A 17,335-nucleotide genomic window follows, 5' to 3' on the forward strand; every position below is an offset into this window, starting at 1 on the left:
TTTTAAAGACCAAACACTTACTTTTGGTAGTGTTTTTCTAAACTTGATTGCTGGTGGTAAGTTTGATCTGCAGTATATGCTTTGACACCACCGCCTAGCGTTTTATACAGTTCAATTTGATTGTTAAGTGCAATCAGTTGTAATGCAAGCAACGATTGTTCTGCTGCATATGCATCTTTTTGTGAGTTCAAGACAGTTAAGTAACCATCAATACCTGCACGGTATCTTGCACTTGATAAATCATATGTACGATTTGTTGCTTTCACCAAAGCACGTTGTGCTTGTAAACGTTCATCTAAGTTTTCACGCGTTGCAAGTGCATCGCTAACTTCTTTAAATGCCGTTTGAATGGTTTTTTCATATGTTGATAATGCAATTTCTTGCTCAACTTTAGAAATTTTTATATTTGCTTTACGTGTGCCCCAATCAAAAATCGGTAGATTGAGTGATGGTGCAAACGACCACACAAATGATCCAGATCTAAATAAGCTAGATAGGTCAGTTGAACCATAGCCTGCGGTACTGGTTAAGCTAATGGTAGGGAAGAGCTGTGCTTTTGCCGCACCGATGTTGGCACCTGCTGCGCTCAATGCATAAGCAGATTGCTGAATATCTGGACGGTTATAAAGTAAGTCACTGCTTAGACCTGTCGCAAATACAGTTTCGTTGCTGATTTTTGTGACTGTCTCTTTTGGCAGTAAACTTTCAGACACAGGTTGGCCAACCAATAGATTCAGTGCATTACGCGCTTGCGCTACTTGTGTTTTGTAGTTACCTACATCTGCACGAGCTGTTTCAACTGAGATTTGTGCTTGACGTAAAGGTACTTCACTGTCAATCCCGACATCAAAACGTTTTTTATTCAGCTTATATGCATCGAGTTGTGTTCTTAGCGTATCTTCAGCCAATTTTAAACTTGCATTGGCATAAGAGTAGCTAAGCCATGCTTCTGATACTTGGCTAATTAAACTAATTTGTGTGGCATCACGTGTACTTTGCAAACCTAAGTAATTGTCTAAAGCAGCATCTTTTAAGCTTTTTAAACGACCCCAAAAGTCTAATTCATATGAGGTAATCCCAACAGTCGCTGAATAGATACTGATAGGTTTGTACTCACCAAATTGAAATTGATTATTTTGTCGCGTAAAAGATCCTGTACCATCAAGTGTAGGTAAACGATTGTTTTGCGTAATCCGGTACTGCGCTTGTGCTTTTTGGATATTCAAAATAGCAGTGCGTAAATCACGGTTATTATTTAATGCCAAGTCGATAACTTGCGTTAAACGTTGATCTGCAAAAAAGTCTTTATAGCCCTGTTCTGCAATAGATTTTCCTGCATTATGTTGCGAGGCATAGTCGGATGGGATGTCTGATTTCGCCACAGGCTCTGGCCCACGCATGCTTTGGCAAGCAGCCAAAGCAAGCGCAAGTGTGGAGACTGCAAGACTACGACCTGTAATAGACCATATATGTTGCATCACGATTTCTGCTCCTGTGTGTTTTCATTTTTTGGTTTATATTTGAATATACTGCGAATCCAGACAAAGAATACAGGAATAAAGAAGATACCAAGTATACATGAACTGATTACGCCGCCTAATACACCATAACCGACTGAGTGTTGGCTACCAGCACCAGCACCACTTGAAATAGTCAGCGGTACAACACCAAAACCAAAAGCAAGTGATGTCATAATAATTGGACGTAAACGCATTCTTGAAGCATGAAGTGTTGCTTCAAATAATTCTTCACCTTTTTCTTGCAGTTCTTTAGCAAATTCTACAATCAAAATGGCGTTTTTGGACGCTAAACCAATGACCGAAATAATCGCAACTTGGAAATAAATGTTGTTTGCTAAGTTTGGATTACCCAAGATCGTAAATCCAAAGTATGTTAATGCAACAGCACCAATAATCCCGATTGGAATAACAAGTAATACCGAAAACGGTACAGACCAGCTTTCATAAAGTGCTGCAAGACATAAGAAGACAATCAGCAATGATAAAGCGTATAAGTAAACACCTTGAGAGCCAGATTCTTTTTCTTCTAAAGAAATCCCTGTCCACTCATGAGAGAAGCCAGTTAAGCCCATTGATGGTAACTTCTGCATGATCTCTTCCATGGCCATCATTGCATCACCCGAACTTACATTTTGACCAGGTAAGCCTTGAATCTCCATCGATGATACGCCGTTATAACGCGTTAAGCTTGGCGAACCATATGACCAGTGACCTGAAGCAAATGCAGAGAACGGTACCATGTTGCCTGCTGTATTACGTACATACCATTGGTTTAAGTCTTCAGGCACCATACGAGAACCAGAATCACCTTGTACATATACTTTCTTCACACGACCACGGTCAAGGAAGTTATTAATATAACTACCACCCCAAGCAATGCTCATGGTGTTGTTAATATCAGCTAGACTTACACCAATACTGCCTGCTTTCGCATTATCAATAGAGATGGTGTATTGCGGTGTATCTTCCATACCATTTGGACGGACACCTGTTAAACGTTTATCTTGAGCTGCTAAACCTAAAATAGTATTACGAGCTGCAAGCAGTTTTTCATGCCCTTGACCATTCACATCGGTTAGGATGAAAGAGAAGCCTTGGCTTGTACCAAGTTCAGGCATAGACGGTAACTGTAATGGATAAATTAAAGTTGAATCTTCAATTTGCCCATTTAACGCCATAGCACGTGAAATGACGGCACCAATTTGTGTTTCAGGTGTTTTACGTTTTGCCCAATCTTTTAAATTGATGAACAAAATACCTTGGTTTTGCCCTTGTCCTGTAAACGAGAAGCCAGAGACACTGTATACGCCTTCTACACTGTCTTTTTCTTTCATAAAGTGGTCAGTGATTTTGGCAAGGGTATCATCTGTACGTTCTAAGCTGGCACTTGGTGGTAATTGCACCAAGGTAATAATCGTACCCTGATCTTCATCTGGTAAAAAGGCTGTTGGTAAGCTTTTAATAAACAAGCCCAACACCACAATAATAACGATATACAAAATACCAGATAAAACACGGTGATGTGTTAAATGGTTAACACCACGACCATAGCGTTCAGTCAGCTTTTCAAAGGCATTATTAAACCATCTAAAGAAACGAGCAACTGGAGATTTACTTTCAGGTTGATCTTTTTCATGCTGCTTTAAGATGGTCGCACATAGGGCAGGGGTAAAGGTTAAAGCGACAACTAACGATAAAATCATAGCGGTTGCTAGAGTAATCGAGAATTGCTTATAAATCACACCTGTTGTACCACTAAAGAAAGACATTGGTACAAACACAGCGGTCAAAACGGTGGTAATACCAGCCAACGCACCTGTAATTTGCGCCATTGAGTTTTCAGTCGCAGTCACAGGGTCGAGATGCTCTTCAGCCATGACCCGTTCAACGTTCTCAACCACTACAATCGCATCATCGACCAAAAGACCAATCGCAAGTACCATGGCAAACATGGTCAGTGTGTTAATTGAGAAGCCAAATAAAGAAATAACAGCAAATGTTCCAAGTACAACCACAGGAACAGCAAGGGTTGGAATCACTGTTGCACGCCAGTTCTGTAAGAACAAGAACATGACAATAAATACTAAAATAATGGCTTCAATCAGTGTGGTTGCAACGTTTTTGATAGAAAGCTTAACGAAAGGCGTTGTATCAAATGCAATTGCATCTTTTAAACCAGAAGGGTAGTTTTCTCTTAATTTTTCAAGCGTGCTTTCAACAGCTTTTGCTGTATCAAGCGCATTCGCACCTGTTGATAAACGAATAGCAATACCACCCGCTGGGCTGCCATTATATTTTGAATCAAATGAATAATCAGATGATCCCATTTCAACACGCGCAACATCACGTAAATGAACAATAGCACCACCATTGTTTTTAAGAATAATATTCTCAAATTCTTCAGGTGTTTGTAATAAGCTTTGCGCATTAATAGTGGCATTAATGACTTGTCCTGGTTTAGCAGGTGCACCACCAACTTGACCACCAGCAACTTGCGTATTTTGTGCTTGAATTGCTGTTGAAACATCAATTGGCGTTAAGTTATAGCTTGTCAATTTTGCTGGATCAAGCCAAACACGCATTGCATATGAACCACCAAATACTTGTACTTCACCGACGCCACGAACACGGCTTAACGGGTCAAAAATTTGGCTGTTTACATAGTCACGTACAAAGTTACCACTTAACGATTTATCTGGTGAAAAAAATGCAACAACTTGTAAGAAGCTTGCACCAGATTTTTTAATGGTCACACCTTGACGTTGCACAGATTCAGGCAATGATGCTAATGCAGTTTGCATCTTATTTTGCACTTGAACTTGTGCAATGTTCGCATCAACACCTTGGTTAAAGTTCACATCAATGCTAACAGAACCTGTGGCAGAGCTGGTTGAGTTAATATAACGCAAGCCATCTAAGCCATTCATTTGTTGTTCAATGACCTGGGTCACTGTGTTTTCAATAGTTTCAGCAGATGCACCTGGATACACTGCAGAAATAGAAATTTTAGGTGGTGCAATTGCTGGATATTGAGAAATTGGCATTCTCAACAGAGATATGATCCCTGCCAGCATAATTACAAGCGCAATGACCCATGCAAAAATGGGGCGGTGTATAAAAAAACGAGCCATAATATCCTACCCTTTAAGCTGCTGATTTTGAGTTGTTATCAGCTGATTGGGCTGTGCTAGATGCTTCTTTATTTTGTTGAGGTTGTTGTGGTGCAGCACCATTTTCTGGCGCAGGTTGGTACGGTTTTGTTTTAACTTCCATACCTTCTTTCACTTTGGCAATACCTTCAACAATAATTCGATCACCTGCTGTTAAGCCTTTGTTCACAATCCAATCTTTGCCTTTTGCAGCAACAGTTTCAATCGGACGTGTTTCAATCACGCCTTTTTGATTGACAACCAATACAACAGCTTGTCCAGATGGCGTACGATTCACAGCACGTTGTGGAACTAGGTAAGCATTTGGAATGACACTTTGTGCAATTTCAGCTTGTGTATACATGCCTGGTAGCAATAGGTTCTTTGGATTTGGGAAAATCGCACGAATCGTTACAGTACCTGTATCTTCGCTCACATTGGCATCAGAGAATGCAAGTGTACCTTCGATTGGGTAGTAGCTACCATCTTCAAGTTTAAGCTTGATTTTAGCATTGTTGCTACGATCGACTTTACCTTGACTTAAACTTTGACGTAAACGAATTAACTCAGTGCTTGACTGGTTGATGTCTACATAAATTGGGTCAAGCTGACGAATAGAAACCAAAGCATTGGTTTGATTGGCTGTCACTAATGCACCCGCTGTCACTGTAGACGGACCAGATTGGCCTGAAATTGGTGAGCGGATGGTTGAGTAGCCAAGATCAATTTCTGCATTTCGGATCTGCGCTTGCGCAGCTTCTACTTGTGCTTGTCCAACTTTAACTTGTCCAACAAGATCATCATAATCTTGTTTTGAAACAGCATTAATTGAAACCAATTGACGGTAACGGTTTAATTTGGTTTGTAATGCTGCCAAATTGGCCTTTTGTTGTAGCATAGCAGCTTTGGCATTATCTACAGTGGCACGGTTGGTTCGAGAGTCAAGCTCATAAAGCGCTTGTCCTTCACGAACATAACTGCCTTCTGTGAATAAACGACGTAGAATAAGGCCACTTGTTTGTGGCCTTACTTCAGAAATTTGATAGGCAGTTGTTCGCCCAGGCAGGGTAATTGTTTGTTCAACAGCTTGCGGTTGTGCTGTGATCACGCCAACTTCAGGGGCAGGGGCTTTTTGACCTTGACCACCATTCGCATTCTTTGAATCATCTTTACCACATCCGGTCAGTGCTAGGCTAATCGCCAAAGCACAAGCACTCAGTGTTGTCGGTGCCCAAATTTTAGCTGACCTCATTACTTCACCTCTATTTTGATTTTTAATTTAAATTTCATTTTCTAAATACTTTATCCCTATTGTGAAACAAATAGAGCAACGAAACCCAGATATAACCTATTCCCCAACCAGCGAGTACATCTGACGGATAATGTACGCCCAAGTAAACACGGGAGGCTCCCATAAAGATCGTCCAAGCAAAAACGACAACTAAAGCAGTTGTCGCCAGATTGGATGGAATATGTTTTTCGTAAACAATAAATAAGGCAACAAAGCACGAAATTGCTGCTGCATAAATGCTGTGGGCACTTGGAAAAGAGGATCCATAACTTTTAACAAGATGCATGACCATATCTGGTCGAGTTCGGTCAATAATAAACTTAAACACCCAACCTAAGCTTCCTGCACCGATAAAAGAGATGCATAAATAGAGGGCGGCATTGGTTTTTTTCTTGAATAAAAGCCAGCAAATCAGCAACGCACAGCACACTAACATGGCGGGCATACCGCCAAGTTTAGACAAGGTTATTGCAATCGGATTCAACCAATCTACACGGTGATGCTCAGCAATCATCATTAAATTTTGGTCAAGCGAATGCAATGACTCAACATGAAAGATGAATACCCCGATCAATAGAAGGGTTAAACCTAGTGCTAATAAGTAATACGGCATGTATTACACCTATATTCTTCGTGCTAATTGTAATTAAGTAAAATAAGTGTACTCAGCAGTACACTTATTTTCAAGTGACATTTTTTAATTCTAATTAATAGATTGTATACTGCTCACAAAACTATAACTGATAAAAACTAACTGTTGTTCTTTTTTTGTGTTTGATTTACGTCATTAAAAGATGGCTCATCTTTCTTTGGCGGCCAAAAAAAATCGCTTGGACGAGTAAAGAAATGGGTTACAACAAGTTTAGCCAATGGTTTCCATTGTTCATATCGAACGCGTCTAGAACGGAGCGCAACAATAATGGTGAGCGTAAAACTGACAAATAGGTTGGTTAAACCAATCATCATGACCCCAAAAATAGAAACCAAAATTAATCCAATGTCAGGCACACCACTGACACTCATTAAACCTTGAATTAAATTGGCTGATGCAAAGGCAATATGACGAATATCGAGTGGAAGACCTAAAATAAATCCGACAGTACTCATGCTGCCAAGCATAATGCCGAAGATAAAATTCCCTGAAATTGCACCTAAATTGCGTTCTATATAGTCAGCAAATCTATTTTGTCTTTTTTCACCTAAAAATTTGCGTAAGCCATTGTGGTGTTTTAAACGTGGACCTATACGGCGGTAAATTGCCATATTGTCAAAATAACCAGCAATAAGCCCTGACAGGAATAAACAGACCCCAGCAATTGCTGCATGAGGAACTGCCAATGAGGTAAATGGATCAAGTGTATGTAATAAACTTGCTGCCTTAGCATTACTTAAAAGCGCGCTACCAAATAATGTTGGCCATGCTAAAGTCAAAATGGCAGCGACTGGAATAGCAACAGAAATATTACCTAAAATGGCAATAAATTGGGTACGAATAATATTAACAATTAAGCCTGCCAATTCAGCCAATTGTGTTGTTTTGGAGCCTTTACGTTGTTGTACGGTTGATGCCAATGCAGCAGCAGTCATGGCAGGCTGTTTGGTAGCAACAGTAAAATGTAAAATATGAATTAAAACAAAACCTAAACTGTAATTCATGCTGTACGTAAAGGCATGTAAAATTGGTGCAAGCGACAATCTGGCCAATAGGATTTTGATGATCGACATCATGGCAATAATAGAACCAGCGCCAGCTGCTGCTTTGTACATTGAAAAGAAGCCTTTCTTATCTGTACTTACATAGTTTTCACCCGTTTTACTTGCATTTTCAGTCACTTGAAGTGCAAGAAGTTCACTATTGGCAGATAGTAATGCACCAACACGTTTTTCACTGTGGTTGGCTCTGACTAAATCATGGAGTAAATGACGTATTGCTTGATGTCGAATCGTTGGATCATCATGAATAGCTTTTAATAACGATTCTAGACGTTCTAAACTTTGTTCAAGTACAGTTAACAAATAGGTCAGTGTTAAGCTGACGCCGATACGCCGTGTTGAACGACGGATGCTATTTACAACACCTTGACATTGTTCAATCATCACAAAGGCTTGAGCTGGATCAGGTGGCATATACACGCCAACTTCATTTTGATGCTCAATGACATCTCTAAACTGTTTAATGAAATCGACAATTTCCCGATTTTGAGCCAAGAAAGGGGATTCGTGTTCGTTGAGTTTCGGGTCGGCATAAATGATTTCAGGAAAAAGCCCAATTCCTGTAATGCGATAGCTAATGATATTGATCGCTTTTAAGACATTTTGCTGTATTTGAGATTTTTCGGCTTGATGCTCTGACTCACTAAGCAATTGAAATAAAACTTCCCATTGTTCTATTTCAATTGCATCAAGCCAATATTTATCACTTGAAAGAAAAAATACTTTACTGATTAAGTACTTTAACTCGGTGTAATCTGGTACAGGGGGTAATACATGCGCCATCATGCGTTTACCCAATTGATTCCAAAAGCCATCTAAAGACAATATGCCACTGTCTGCATATAAGTTGGCTTGTTTATATTGGGTGATCAGCCTCAATATATAGCCTCTGAGCGCAGCGGCATATTTAGGCTCACTGGTTAGAACACCAATAAATTCTGAAAAGTTTTTCTTAATTTCTTGCGGGTTACGTGGAGATTGTGGCCGAATATAATTGACTAAATGTACAAGTGGTTGTTCGTCAAGTAAAGGAGGATTATATTCAAGCTGTACTGACATGGTCGTAAAAATTTGACTTAAAGATTTTTTCTTCTTTCTCATAGGAACTCTTACTGAATACGCTCTAATGCGAGCTCTGCTAAATGGTACAATGCATTACGTGCAATACTGTCAGGTAAAATAGAAAGTGCATCAATAGCTTGCTGGGTTTCTTCCTGTGCACGCATTCTGCTGTAGTCTAAAGCACCACTGTTTTGCACAATTTGAATCACGTGCTCTAAATCATCTAGTCCGCCTGTTGCAATACTTTTATAGATGATCTCATGATCAGCACCTGATGTATTTTTCAGGGCTGCAATTAAAGGTAAAGTTGGCTTACCCTCCATTAAATCATCACCAATATTTTTGCCTAGCGTTTCTTTATCAGATGTGTAATCTAATATGTCATCAATGATTTGAAATGCATTTCCAAAATGTCCTGCATATTGTTTGAGTGCTTCTCGGTATTCAGGTGTTCCTGCCAAAATTGCGGAGCCTTCGGTAGCCAATTGAAATAAACGTGATGTTTTACCAAAGATAATGTCTAAATAAGTTTCTTCAGTTGTTTCAGGTTGATGCTGTGCTTGGAGTTGAAGAACTTCACCTTCTGCAATTTCACAGGTACCAGTTGAAAATTCTTTCAGTAGCGCCATGTTGTCTAAATCAACCAATAGGTCAAATGAGCGAGCAATCAAAAAATCACCCACTAACACCGCTGTTTGGTTATTCCATGTGGCATTGGCAGTGGGGCGGCCACGTCTTAAATTAGATTCATCAACCACATCATCATGGACAAGTGTTGCGGTATGAAGCATTTCAATGACAGCAGCAAGCTTTCTTGCTTTAGATAAATCCGTTTCGCCACATGCTTGTGCTGCAAGTAAACACATAATAGGACGCATGCGTTTACCACCGGCTTCAATGACGTGTTTGCTCACAGCCATGACCAATGCAACTTTGGAACTAATGCCTTCATTAATAAATTTATCCATTGCTGCAAAGTCTGAAGCAACAGGTGCTAGAATATCTTGCTGGAAGTCGATGGCCATAAATTTCAAAACCTTTAAGCATTTAATTTGATTTTCATGACACAGTTAAGGTTTAGATTGTACCTAAACTGCGTAAATCTTTAATGTTGCGTCATGAACGCTTGTTTTATACCATAAAAATACCGCAGCTTGATAAACTTGTGTTTTTCATCTTAAAAAATTTTGATCTGCCACAAAAAAAGCCACTTTAGACAATTTAAGTACTGTGTACAAAAAGATTGAATCATAGGCTTGTTGTTTTGTCTTTTTTTACTTAAAATACTTTCCCTTTATATATCCCCAGTGGCGATCGTTTTAAGATCAGTATCTTTCTTTACTGGCACGACGACACGGGTTAGTTGGAGTACACCTATGTACGCAGTAATCCAAAGCGGTGGTAAGCAGCATCGTGTGGTTGAAGGCGAGACGCTAAAAGTTGAATTATTAAAAGTTGAATCTGGTGCAACAATTGCATTTGATGATGTTTTAATGGTTGTGAATGGCGATAATATTCAAATTGGCGCTCCAGTTGTTGCTGGTGCTAAAGTGACTGCAGAAGTTGTTGGTCACGGTCGTCACGACAAAATCCGCATCGTAAAAATGCGTCGTCGTAAGCACTACCGTAAACAACAAGGTCACCGTCAATGGTTCACTGAGTTGAAAATTACATCAATTTCAGGTTAATCACGAGGAGTAATAGACATGGCTCACAAAAAAGCTGGTGGTTCAACACGTAATGGTCGTGATTCAAACCCTAAAATGCTAGGTGTGAAAGTTTACGGTGGTCAAACAATTAGTGCTGGTAGCATTATTGTTCGTCAACGTGGAACAGAATTTCATGCTGGTACAAACGTAGGGATTGGACGTGATCACACTTTATTTGCTACAGCTGATGGCGTAGTAAAATTTGAAGTGAAAGGTCAATTTGGCCGTCGTTATGTAAAAGTTGAAGCTGCATAATTCATTATGCCGTTTTAAAAAGCCCGCTTTGAGCGGGCTTTTTTATGCGTATGCGATACAGAATAGGCATTCCACAGTTTATTCATTAATAGAATGATTCAATACAATTTCAATGTATAAAACTACAAATTATTGTATTTTCAGTATATTAAGACACCGTATGCTCAGTTAATATAAAGCCATGATTAACAATGAAAATGATGGAGTCAGTGAGATATGGCCAATTTTCGTAAAACGATGAATACGCTTACTTTAAGTTTGGCATTACTATCCCCAGCACTTAGCATGACTGTGTTTGCAGCACCTGTTGCAGCAACTGAACAACAAGCGACACAAAGCTTAATTACTCAGTTGGGTGGTTTAAGAAGTTTCAGTGCTCAATTTGAGCAAACCACCAAAAGTGTAGGTAAAAAAGCACCTGCACAAAAGAAAAGTTTGGCAGCACAACACTTAAACCAAACCTTTACAGGGGTAATGAAAGTTGAACGTCCTGGTAAATTTTACTGGGAAACTTACTCCCCATCAAAACAGCTGATTGTTGCTGCGGGAAAAACCTTGTGGATCTATGATCCAGATTTACAACAAGCAGTTCGGCAAAATATGAATGATCAAGTGGCGAATACACCTGCATTGCTCCTGTCTGGCAATACCAACCAAATTATGCAGTCGTATCAAGTGAAGCAGCCTGATCAAAGTAAGCGTTATTACACGTTAACTCCAAAATCAAAAGAAAGTGCATTCCAAGATTTAACATTGAGTTTTGCCGCCAATGGGACGCCTGATTTAATGATTTTGAATGACTCACTTGGTCAAACCACTACAGTTCGTTTTCAAAACGTCGTAAAAAATGCACAATTTCCAGCAGCAACCTTTAATTTTGTTCCGCCAAAAGGTACTGATATCATTGATCAGTAAGTGATGTTCATGTTTGGCATCCTAGTTAAAGATACATTTTTGTACTTTTCGCAGCTTTAAAAAAGTTTGTATAGTGGTTCAAAATTATTTTAGGTTATTTGTATGCTGTTAACACAAAGACATATTAGTATTTTTAAACCACTGACTTTTTTATGGCTTGCTTATGCCTTGGTAGGATGCCAAAAAGAAAATACAACTGCGCAAGACAACACAGCATCAGCTGTTGCAAGTACAGTTGCTGCGTCTGAACACATTCCAACAGTACATGCAGAAACACTTGCTGTAACCTTGCCACAGAAAATCGCTTGCGAATCGGATGAGTGTACTGAATACGATGTAAAAACCATTCAAACCAATGTAAATTGGCTGAACGATTACTTTTTGGATCGCTTGAAAAAAGATATACCGATGGCATTCACCAAAGCCAGTCGTCCGACGCCACCGCATTTGAAAGAAGAAGATACAAGTAAAAACTCATATAGTGTCCGTTTTCTTTCTCAAAATAATCAGTTAGCAACTTTTGTTTTAGAAACCGACTTATATACCGCAGGTTCTGCACATGGTATGTACCATCGTGAGTATATTGTATTTGATCTAGCACAAAAAAAACGTATCCATCTTGCGGACTTATTCCCAACAGAACGTCAAGTTGATGTTTATAGTGCTTTGTTTCATGCCAATAAGAAATGGCTTGAAGAACATGGTATTCAGCATGGTCATTTAGAGCCTACAGATAATTTCTATTACGATGATAAAGGCGTGGTATTTGTTTATCCACTGTATGAGCTTGCATCCTATGCAGAGGGTATGACGGAATTGGTCTTGCCTTATGATCAAGTTAAAACATTATTTTATCCTCAATATGTTCCTCAAGGGCCTGTAAAAAAGGTGGAATGAGGATGAACTTTTTATAGGGTCAAGAATCTGATTGTATTTTGGATATTGAAACGCTTACACTATCTTTAGTATTTTCAAAGCAACTAGACGGATTATGATTGACCCTAAATTACTCAGAAATAATATTGAGGCTGTAAATATCGCTTTAGCAAAACGTGGTGTTCAATTGAATATAGACGATTGGAACTCACTTGAAGCGCGTCGTAAAGATTTACAGTCAAACACAGAGCGTTTGCAAGCAGAACGTAATGCGGGTGCAAAACAAGTTGGGCAATTAAAGAAATCTGGTGGCGATGCGTCGGAAATTTTATTACGCATGCAGGCAATTTCTGATGAGATTAAATCAGCAGAAGCAGCATTAAGCGAATTACAAAAAGAACTCGAGCAAAAGTTACTTGCTATTCCAAACTTACCTGATGACTCTGTGCCTGAAGGTAAAGATGAGCAAGACAATATCGAAATTTTAACCTGGGGTGAGCCGAAAACATTTGATTTTGAAATCAAAGATCATACCGATTTAGGTGAGTGGATGGGCGGGCTTGAGTTTGATACAGCAACCAAGCTCACAGGTTCACGCTTTAGCGTCCTTAAGGGTCCATTAGCACGCTTACAACGTGCACTAACACAATTTATGTTAGATACACATACCTTGAAAAATGGTTATACCGAAGCATATGTTCCTTATTTAGTCAATGCTGACAGTTTACGTGGTACGGGGCAATTGCCTAAATTTGAAGAAGATTTGTTTAAAGTACAAGGTGAAAAAGAGTTTTACCTTATCCCAACAGCAGAAGTGCCAATCACTAACTTTGTCCGTGATGAAATTATAGATAATGATCGATTGCCGTTGAAATATACAGCACATACACCGTGTTTTCGTAGCGAAGCAGGTTCATATGGGCGTGATACACGTGGTTTGATTCGTCAGCATCAGTTTGACAAAGTAGAAATGGTGCAAATTGTAAAACCTGAACATTCTATGGACGCATTAGAAGAATTGACAGGACATGCTGAAGGAATTCTACAAGCACTGAATTTACCCTACCGCAAAGTATTATTATGTGGTGGTGACATCGGATTTAGCGCGTTAAAAACGTATGATTTAGAAGTATGGGTACCAAGTCAAAATACTTATCGTGAAATATCAAGCTGTTCAAATACAGGTGACTTCCAAGCACGCCGTATGAAAGCACGATACCGTAATGAAGATAAGAAAACTGAATTTGTTCATACATTAAATGGTTCAGGTTTGGCAGTAGGTCGTACATTACTTGCAATTATGGAAAATTATCAACGTGCAGATGGCTCAATTGAAGTGCCTGAAGTATTGCGTCCATATATGGGTGGAATCAGCTTTATTGATTAATTCATTTTGTAATAAATGCATGTTAAACAAAATGAATGTAAAGGGGGCAGTGTGGATATTTTTCCAATTTCACTCAAATTAAAGCAGCAAATCTGTTTAATTGTTGGTGGTGGGGCAATTGCCTATCGTAAAGCGTTTTTACTTCATAAAGCAGGTGCAATAATTCATATTGTTGCACCATATATTAGTGATGAGTTACGCGAGCTTGTAAAGAGCTCACACGGTTGTGTTAATGAAAAGCCATTTTCTGCAGATGACCTAAATTTACCATACAAACTTGTCATTGCTGCTACAGATGCGCCATTGGTTAACCGACAAGTCTTTGATTTATGCGAAGCGCGAAATCTTTTGGTGAACAGTGTAGATGACATACCACATTGCAGATTTATGGTTCCTGCAATTATTGATCGTTCACCGCTTGTGATCTCGGTGGCATCTAATGGCACATCACCTGTACTATCACGTCAAATCCGAACACAGCTTGAAACTCTGATTCCACATGGAATGGGTAAGTTGGCTGAATTTTCAGGGCAATGGCGACAACGTGTTAAAGCCAAAATTCATAATCCTGATGAACGCCGTATTTTTTGGGAAAATCTATATGCAGGCCCTTTAAAAGAGCATGTATTTAATGATCAACTCGAGAAAGCGACGAGACTCATGCAAGATGCTTTAAATTGTTGGGAAACACCAACAGGTGAAGTGTATTTGGTGGGTGCAGGTCCGGGTGACCCTGAATTACTGACACTCAAAGCATTACGTTTGATGCAGCAGTCTGATGTTGTACTTTATGATCGTTTAGTCTCTGCACCAATCTTAGAGTTATGCCGCCGTGATGCAGAAAAAATATATGTTGGAAAAGCCCGAGCAAAGCATGCTGTTCCTCAGCATAATATTAATCAGCTATTGATTGAACATGCCAAAGCAGGTAAGCGAGTATGCCGTTTAAAAGGGGGCGATCCCTTTATCTTTGGTCGAGGCGGTGAAGAAATTCAAGAGCTGTTTGAAGAAAATATTTCATTTCAAGTGGTGCCTGGTATTACTGCAGCATCGGGCTGCTCAGCATATGCAGGTATTCCTTTAACCCACCGTGACTATGCACAAAGTGTACGCTTTTTAACAGGCCATTTAAAAGATGGCTCGCCTGAGCTTCCATGGCGAGAGCTGGTATATGAAAATCAAACACTTGTGTTATATATGGGGTTAATTGGGTTAGAAGAGATCTGTCAAAAGCTGATTCAACACGGACAACGTGAAGACATGCCTGTGGCGTTAATATCAAAAGGTACTACGCCTGAACAGCATGTGGTGGTTGGTACGTTGAAAAACATCGCAGCTCAAGTTATTGAGCATGATATTCAAGCACCCACACTGACCATTATTGGTGAAGTGGTTCAATTAAGATCACAGCTGCAATGGCAGTAAATTAACAAGTCGAGATTTTAAGTGATTCATGTCGTGCTTTATGAGCCTGAAATTCCAAGCAATACAGGCAATATTATTCGTTTATGCGCCAATACAGGTGCGCAACTTCACCTAATTCAGCCATTAAGCTTTGAATTAGATGATAAAAAATTAAAACGCGCAGGTTTAGATTATCATGAATATGCCCGTATGAAATTATGGGATAACCTGCAACAGTGTTTAGACTTTTTAGCAGCAGAAGGTGTGGAGCATATTTTTCCTCTTACCACCAAAGGTTCAGAAATGCCACACACAGTGAATTTGAATCGGCCTGTTGCATTGCTCATGGGACCTGAGACTCGTGGCCTACCTGAACAAGTGCGTTTGATGTTTCCTGAAACACAATGGATTCGGTTACCTATGGTACCCAATTCAAGAAGCTTAAATCTATCCAATGCGACGGCTGTAATTGTGTATGAAGCATGGCGTCAACAAGGATTTAAAGCACTCATTTAAATATAAAAAAGCCATCATATGATGGCTTTTTTATATCTCAATCAGAATTAATCATTATGATATTGCGGTGGTGGAATTTTAAAGCCTTTGGTTTTATATCCTAAGAATAAAATACCAAAGAATGCCCACACTAGACCCCATTTCAATGCAACAGAGTCAATTTGCAACCATAATGCACCCACTGCTAAGAATCCAAGCATTGGAATAATGACAAAATTTAGAATATCTTTTGGTGTTTTGGTTCGTCCTTCCCGTAAAGCATATTGTGAAATCACGGATAAGTTTACAAAACTAAATGCAGTTAATGCCCCAAAACTAATTAATGACACTACATGATCTAAATCAGTAAATCCTGCTGATAAGGCAATTAAGCCGACCAAAATAATATTAAATTTTGGTACAGCATTTTTTGTGCTGATTTGTCCGAAGTATTTCTTGCTAAATACACCATCACGGCCCATCACATACATTAAACGTGACACACCGGCATGTGCAGAAATACCTGACGCCATTACAGTAACAATTGCAAAGCTTAGTACCACAGACTTAAACAATTCACCGCCAACAATACGTAAAATATCAGGCTGTGTTGCAGTAACATCATCAAAGTAGCGTGCAGGATCGCCTGGGAAGTACAGCTGCATAAAATAAGTGGCAATGATGAAAATGACACCTGAAATTAATGCAGTTAAAAAGATCGCGCGTGGTAATGTTTTATCTGTATCTTTGGTTTCTTCAGCCAACGAGCTTAATGCATCGAAGCCTGTGAATGAGAAACATAGAATGGTTGCACCTGTAATGAGGGCACCGACTTTAACGTTGTCACTAAACAGCGGTTGAGTTGACCACAACTCTGCATTGTGTGTTTGAGTTAAACCCAATGCATTTAGTGCGGTATCACCTGCAGATAGGTGCTTTAATACCAAGAAGGTAAAAATAGCGATGACCAATAGTTGGAAAAAGACGATCAAGCCATTCAAGTTTGCAACAAATTTGATGCCTCTTAAATTGACCCACGTCATAAATCCAGTCAAACCAATGACCCATACCCAATGATTTACGGTTGGGAACATATCCGTGAGATAAATCATGGCTAATAAAATATTGACCATTGGACTGAGTAAATAGTCGAGTAAAGATGACCAACCAACCATGAATCCAGCATTAGGGTGAATTGAGCGCTGTACATAGGTATATGCAGAACCCGAAGATGGATATCTACGGATCATATTGCCATAACTTAATGCAGTAAACAAAATGGCTAACAGGGCAAAAAAGTATGATGTTGGTACATGGTGAATGCTGGCTTCAGACACCATCCCAAAAGTATCAAACAAAGTCATTGGCTGAATATAAGCCAATCCAATGATAATGACATGTCCAAGAAGAAGTGTTTTTTGCAGTGAAGCTGCCGGTTGAGTCCCAGTTGTATTAGTCAACGGCGGTATCCTCATAGTGCTGATCGACTGATCAGTAAAAAATTTAAGGATCGTATAGGACGAACGATCCCGCGTATTTGAATGTGTAAGGTGCGAAAT

14 protein-coding genes are annotated in these 17,335 nt (G+C 39.4%); 7 read left to right on the forward strand and 7 right to left on the reverse strand.

Translation table 11 applies throughout. From position 1 onward, the window contains the following. Positions 1-17: 17 nt before the first annotated feature. The 6 genes from adeC to sdsA all read right to left on the reverse strand — a co-directional run bounded on the left by adeC (position 18) and on the right by sdsA (position 9,760). Positions 18-1,478 carry an AdeC/AdeK/OprM family multidrug efflux complex outer membrane factor gene (gene adeC, locus CFY84_RS00585; protein ID WP_088822214.1) on the reverse strand — a complete coding sequence of 487 codons (1,461 nt, stop codon included), beginning with the start codon at positions 1,476-1,478 and terminating at the stop codon, positions 18-20. After that, positions 1,478-4,651: an efflux RND transporter permease subunit gene (locus CFY84_RS00590; protein ID WP_088822215.1), complete on the reverse strand. Its 3,174-nt coding sequence runs from the start codon at positions 4,649-4,651 to the stop codon at positions 1,478-1,480. The genes adeC and CFY84_RS00590 overlap by 1 nt, the downstream gene beginning before the upstream one ends. A gap of 13 nt (positions 4,652-4,664) precedes the next feature. Further along, positions 4,665-5,921 carry an efflux RND transporter periplasmic adaptor subunit gene (locus tag CFY84_RS00595; protein WP_088822216.1) on the reverse strand — a complete coding sequence of 419 codons (1,257 nt, stop codon included), beginning with the start codon at positions 5,919-5,921 and terminating at the stop codon, positions 4,665-4,667. 34 nt (positions 5,922-5,955) lie between these two features. Continuing rightward, positions 5,956-6,573 (reverse strand): phosphatase PAP2 family protein, encoded by a 618-nt coding sequence (locus CFY84_RS00600; protein WP_088822217.1) that lies wholly within the window; start codon positions 6,571-6,573, stop codon positions 5,956-5,958. Between the two features lie 137 nt (positions 6,574-6,710). Beyond that, positions 6,711-8,774 carry a site-specific recombinase gene (locus tag CFY84_RS00605; RefSeq protein ID WP_088822218.1) on the reverse strand — a complete coding sequence of 688 codons (2,064 nt, stop codon included), beginning with the start codon at positions 8,772-8,774 and terminating at the stop codon, positions 6,711-6,713. Positions 8,775-8,782: 8 nt separating this feature from the next. Next, positions 8,783-9,760 carry an All-trans-nonaprenyl-diphosphate synthase gene (gene sdsA, locus CFY84_RS00610; protein ID WP_088822219.1) on the reverse strand — a complete coding sequence of 326 codons (978 nt, stop codon included), beginning with the start codon at positions 9,758-9,760 and terminating at the stop codon, positions 8,783-8,785. Between the two features lie 351 nt (positions 9,761-10,111). Between sdsA and rplU the strand changes: the two genes are divergently transcribed. The 7 genes from rplU (at position 10,112) to CFY84_RS00645 (ending at position 15,797) form a co-directional block, all read left to right on the forward strand. Next, complete coding sequence (gene rplU, locus CFY84_RS00615; protein ID WP_088822220.1) at positions 10,112-10,423, forward strand: 50S ribosomal protein L21; 312 nt, start codon at positions 10,112-10,114, stop codon at positions 10,421-10,423. 18 nt (positions 10,424-10,441) lie between these two features. Continuing rightward, positions 10,442-10,699 (forward strand): 50S ribosomal protein L27, encoded by a 258-nt coding sequence (gene rpmA / locus CFY84_RS00620; protein ID WP_088822221.1) that lies wholly within the window; start codon positions 10,442-10,444, stop codon positions 10,697-10,699. Positions 10,700-10,915: 216 nt separating this feature from the next. Further along, positions 10,916-11,614 carry an outer membrane lipoprotein chaperone LolA gene (gene lolA, locus CFY84_RS00625; protein ID WP_088822222.1) on the forward strand — a complete coding sequence of 233 codons (699 nt, stop codon included), beginning with the start codon at positions 10,916-10,918 and terminating at the stop codon, positions 11,612-11,614. A gap of 102 nt (positions 11,615-11,716) precedes the next feature. Continuing rightward, on the forward strand, positions 11,717-12,511 hold the full coding sequence (locus CFY84_RS00630) for an RsiV family protein (RefSeq protein WP_088822223.1): 795 nt from the start codon (positions 11,717-11,719) through the stop codon (positions 12,509-12,511). Between the two features lie 94 nt (positions 12,512-12,605). After that, complete coding sequence (gene serS, locus CFY84_RS00635; RefSeq protein WP_088822224.1) at positions 12,606-13,877, forward strand: serine--tRNA ligase; 1,272 nt, start codon at positions 12,606-12,608, stop codon at positions 13,875-13,877. 51 nt (positions 13,878-13,928) lie between these two features. Next, a complete protein-coding gene (cysG, locus tag CFY84_RS00640) occupies positions 13,929-15,302 on the forward strand; it encodes a siroheme synthase CysG (protein ID WP_088823344.1) in 1,374 nt (457 codons plus the stop codon). Positions 15,303-15,323: 21 nt separating this feature from the next. Further along, positions 15,324-15,797 carry a tRNA (cytidine(34)-2'-O)-methyltransferase gene (locus CFY84_RS00645; protein WP_088822225.1) on the forward strand — a complete coding sequence of 158 codons (474 nt, stop codon included), beginning with the start codon at positions 15,324-15,326 and terminating at the stop codon, positions 15,795-15,797. Positions 15,798-15,844: 47 nt separating this feature from the next. Here the strand turns inward: CFY84_RS00645 and CFY84_RS00650 are convergent, their stop codons facing one another. Then, positions 15,845-17,236: an APC family permease gene (locus tag CFY84_RS00650; RefSeq protein ID WP_407640179.1), complete on the reverse strand. Its 1,392-nt coding sequence runs from the start codon at positions 17,234-17,236 to the stop codon at positions 15,845-15,847. Between the last annotated feature and the right edge of the window lie 99 nt (positions 17,237-17,335).

Source organism: Acinetobacter apis (assembly GCF_900197575.1).
GTDB lineage: Bacteria > Pseudomonadota > Gammaproteobacteria > Pseudomonadales > Moraxellaceae > Acinetobacter > Acinetobacter apis.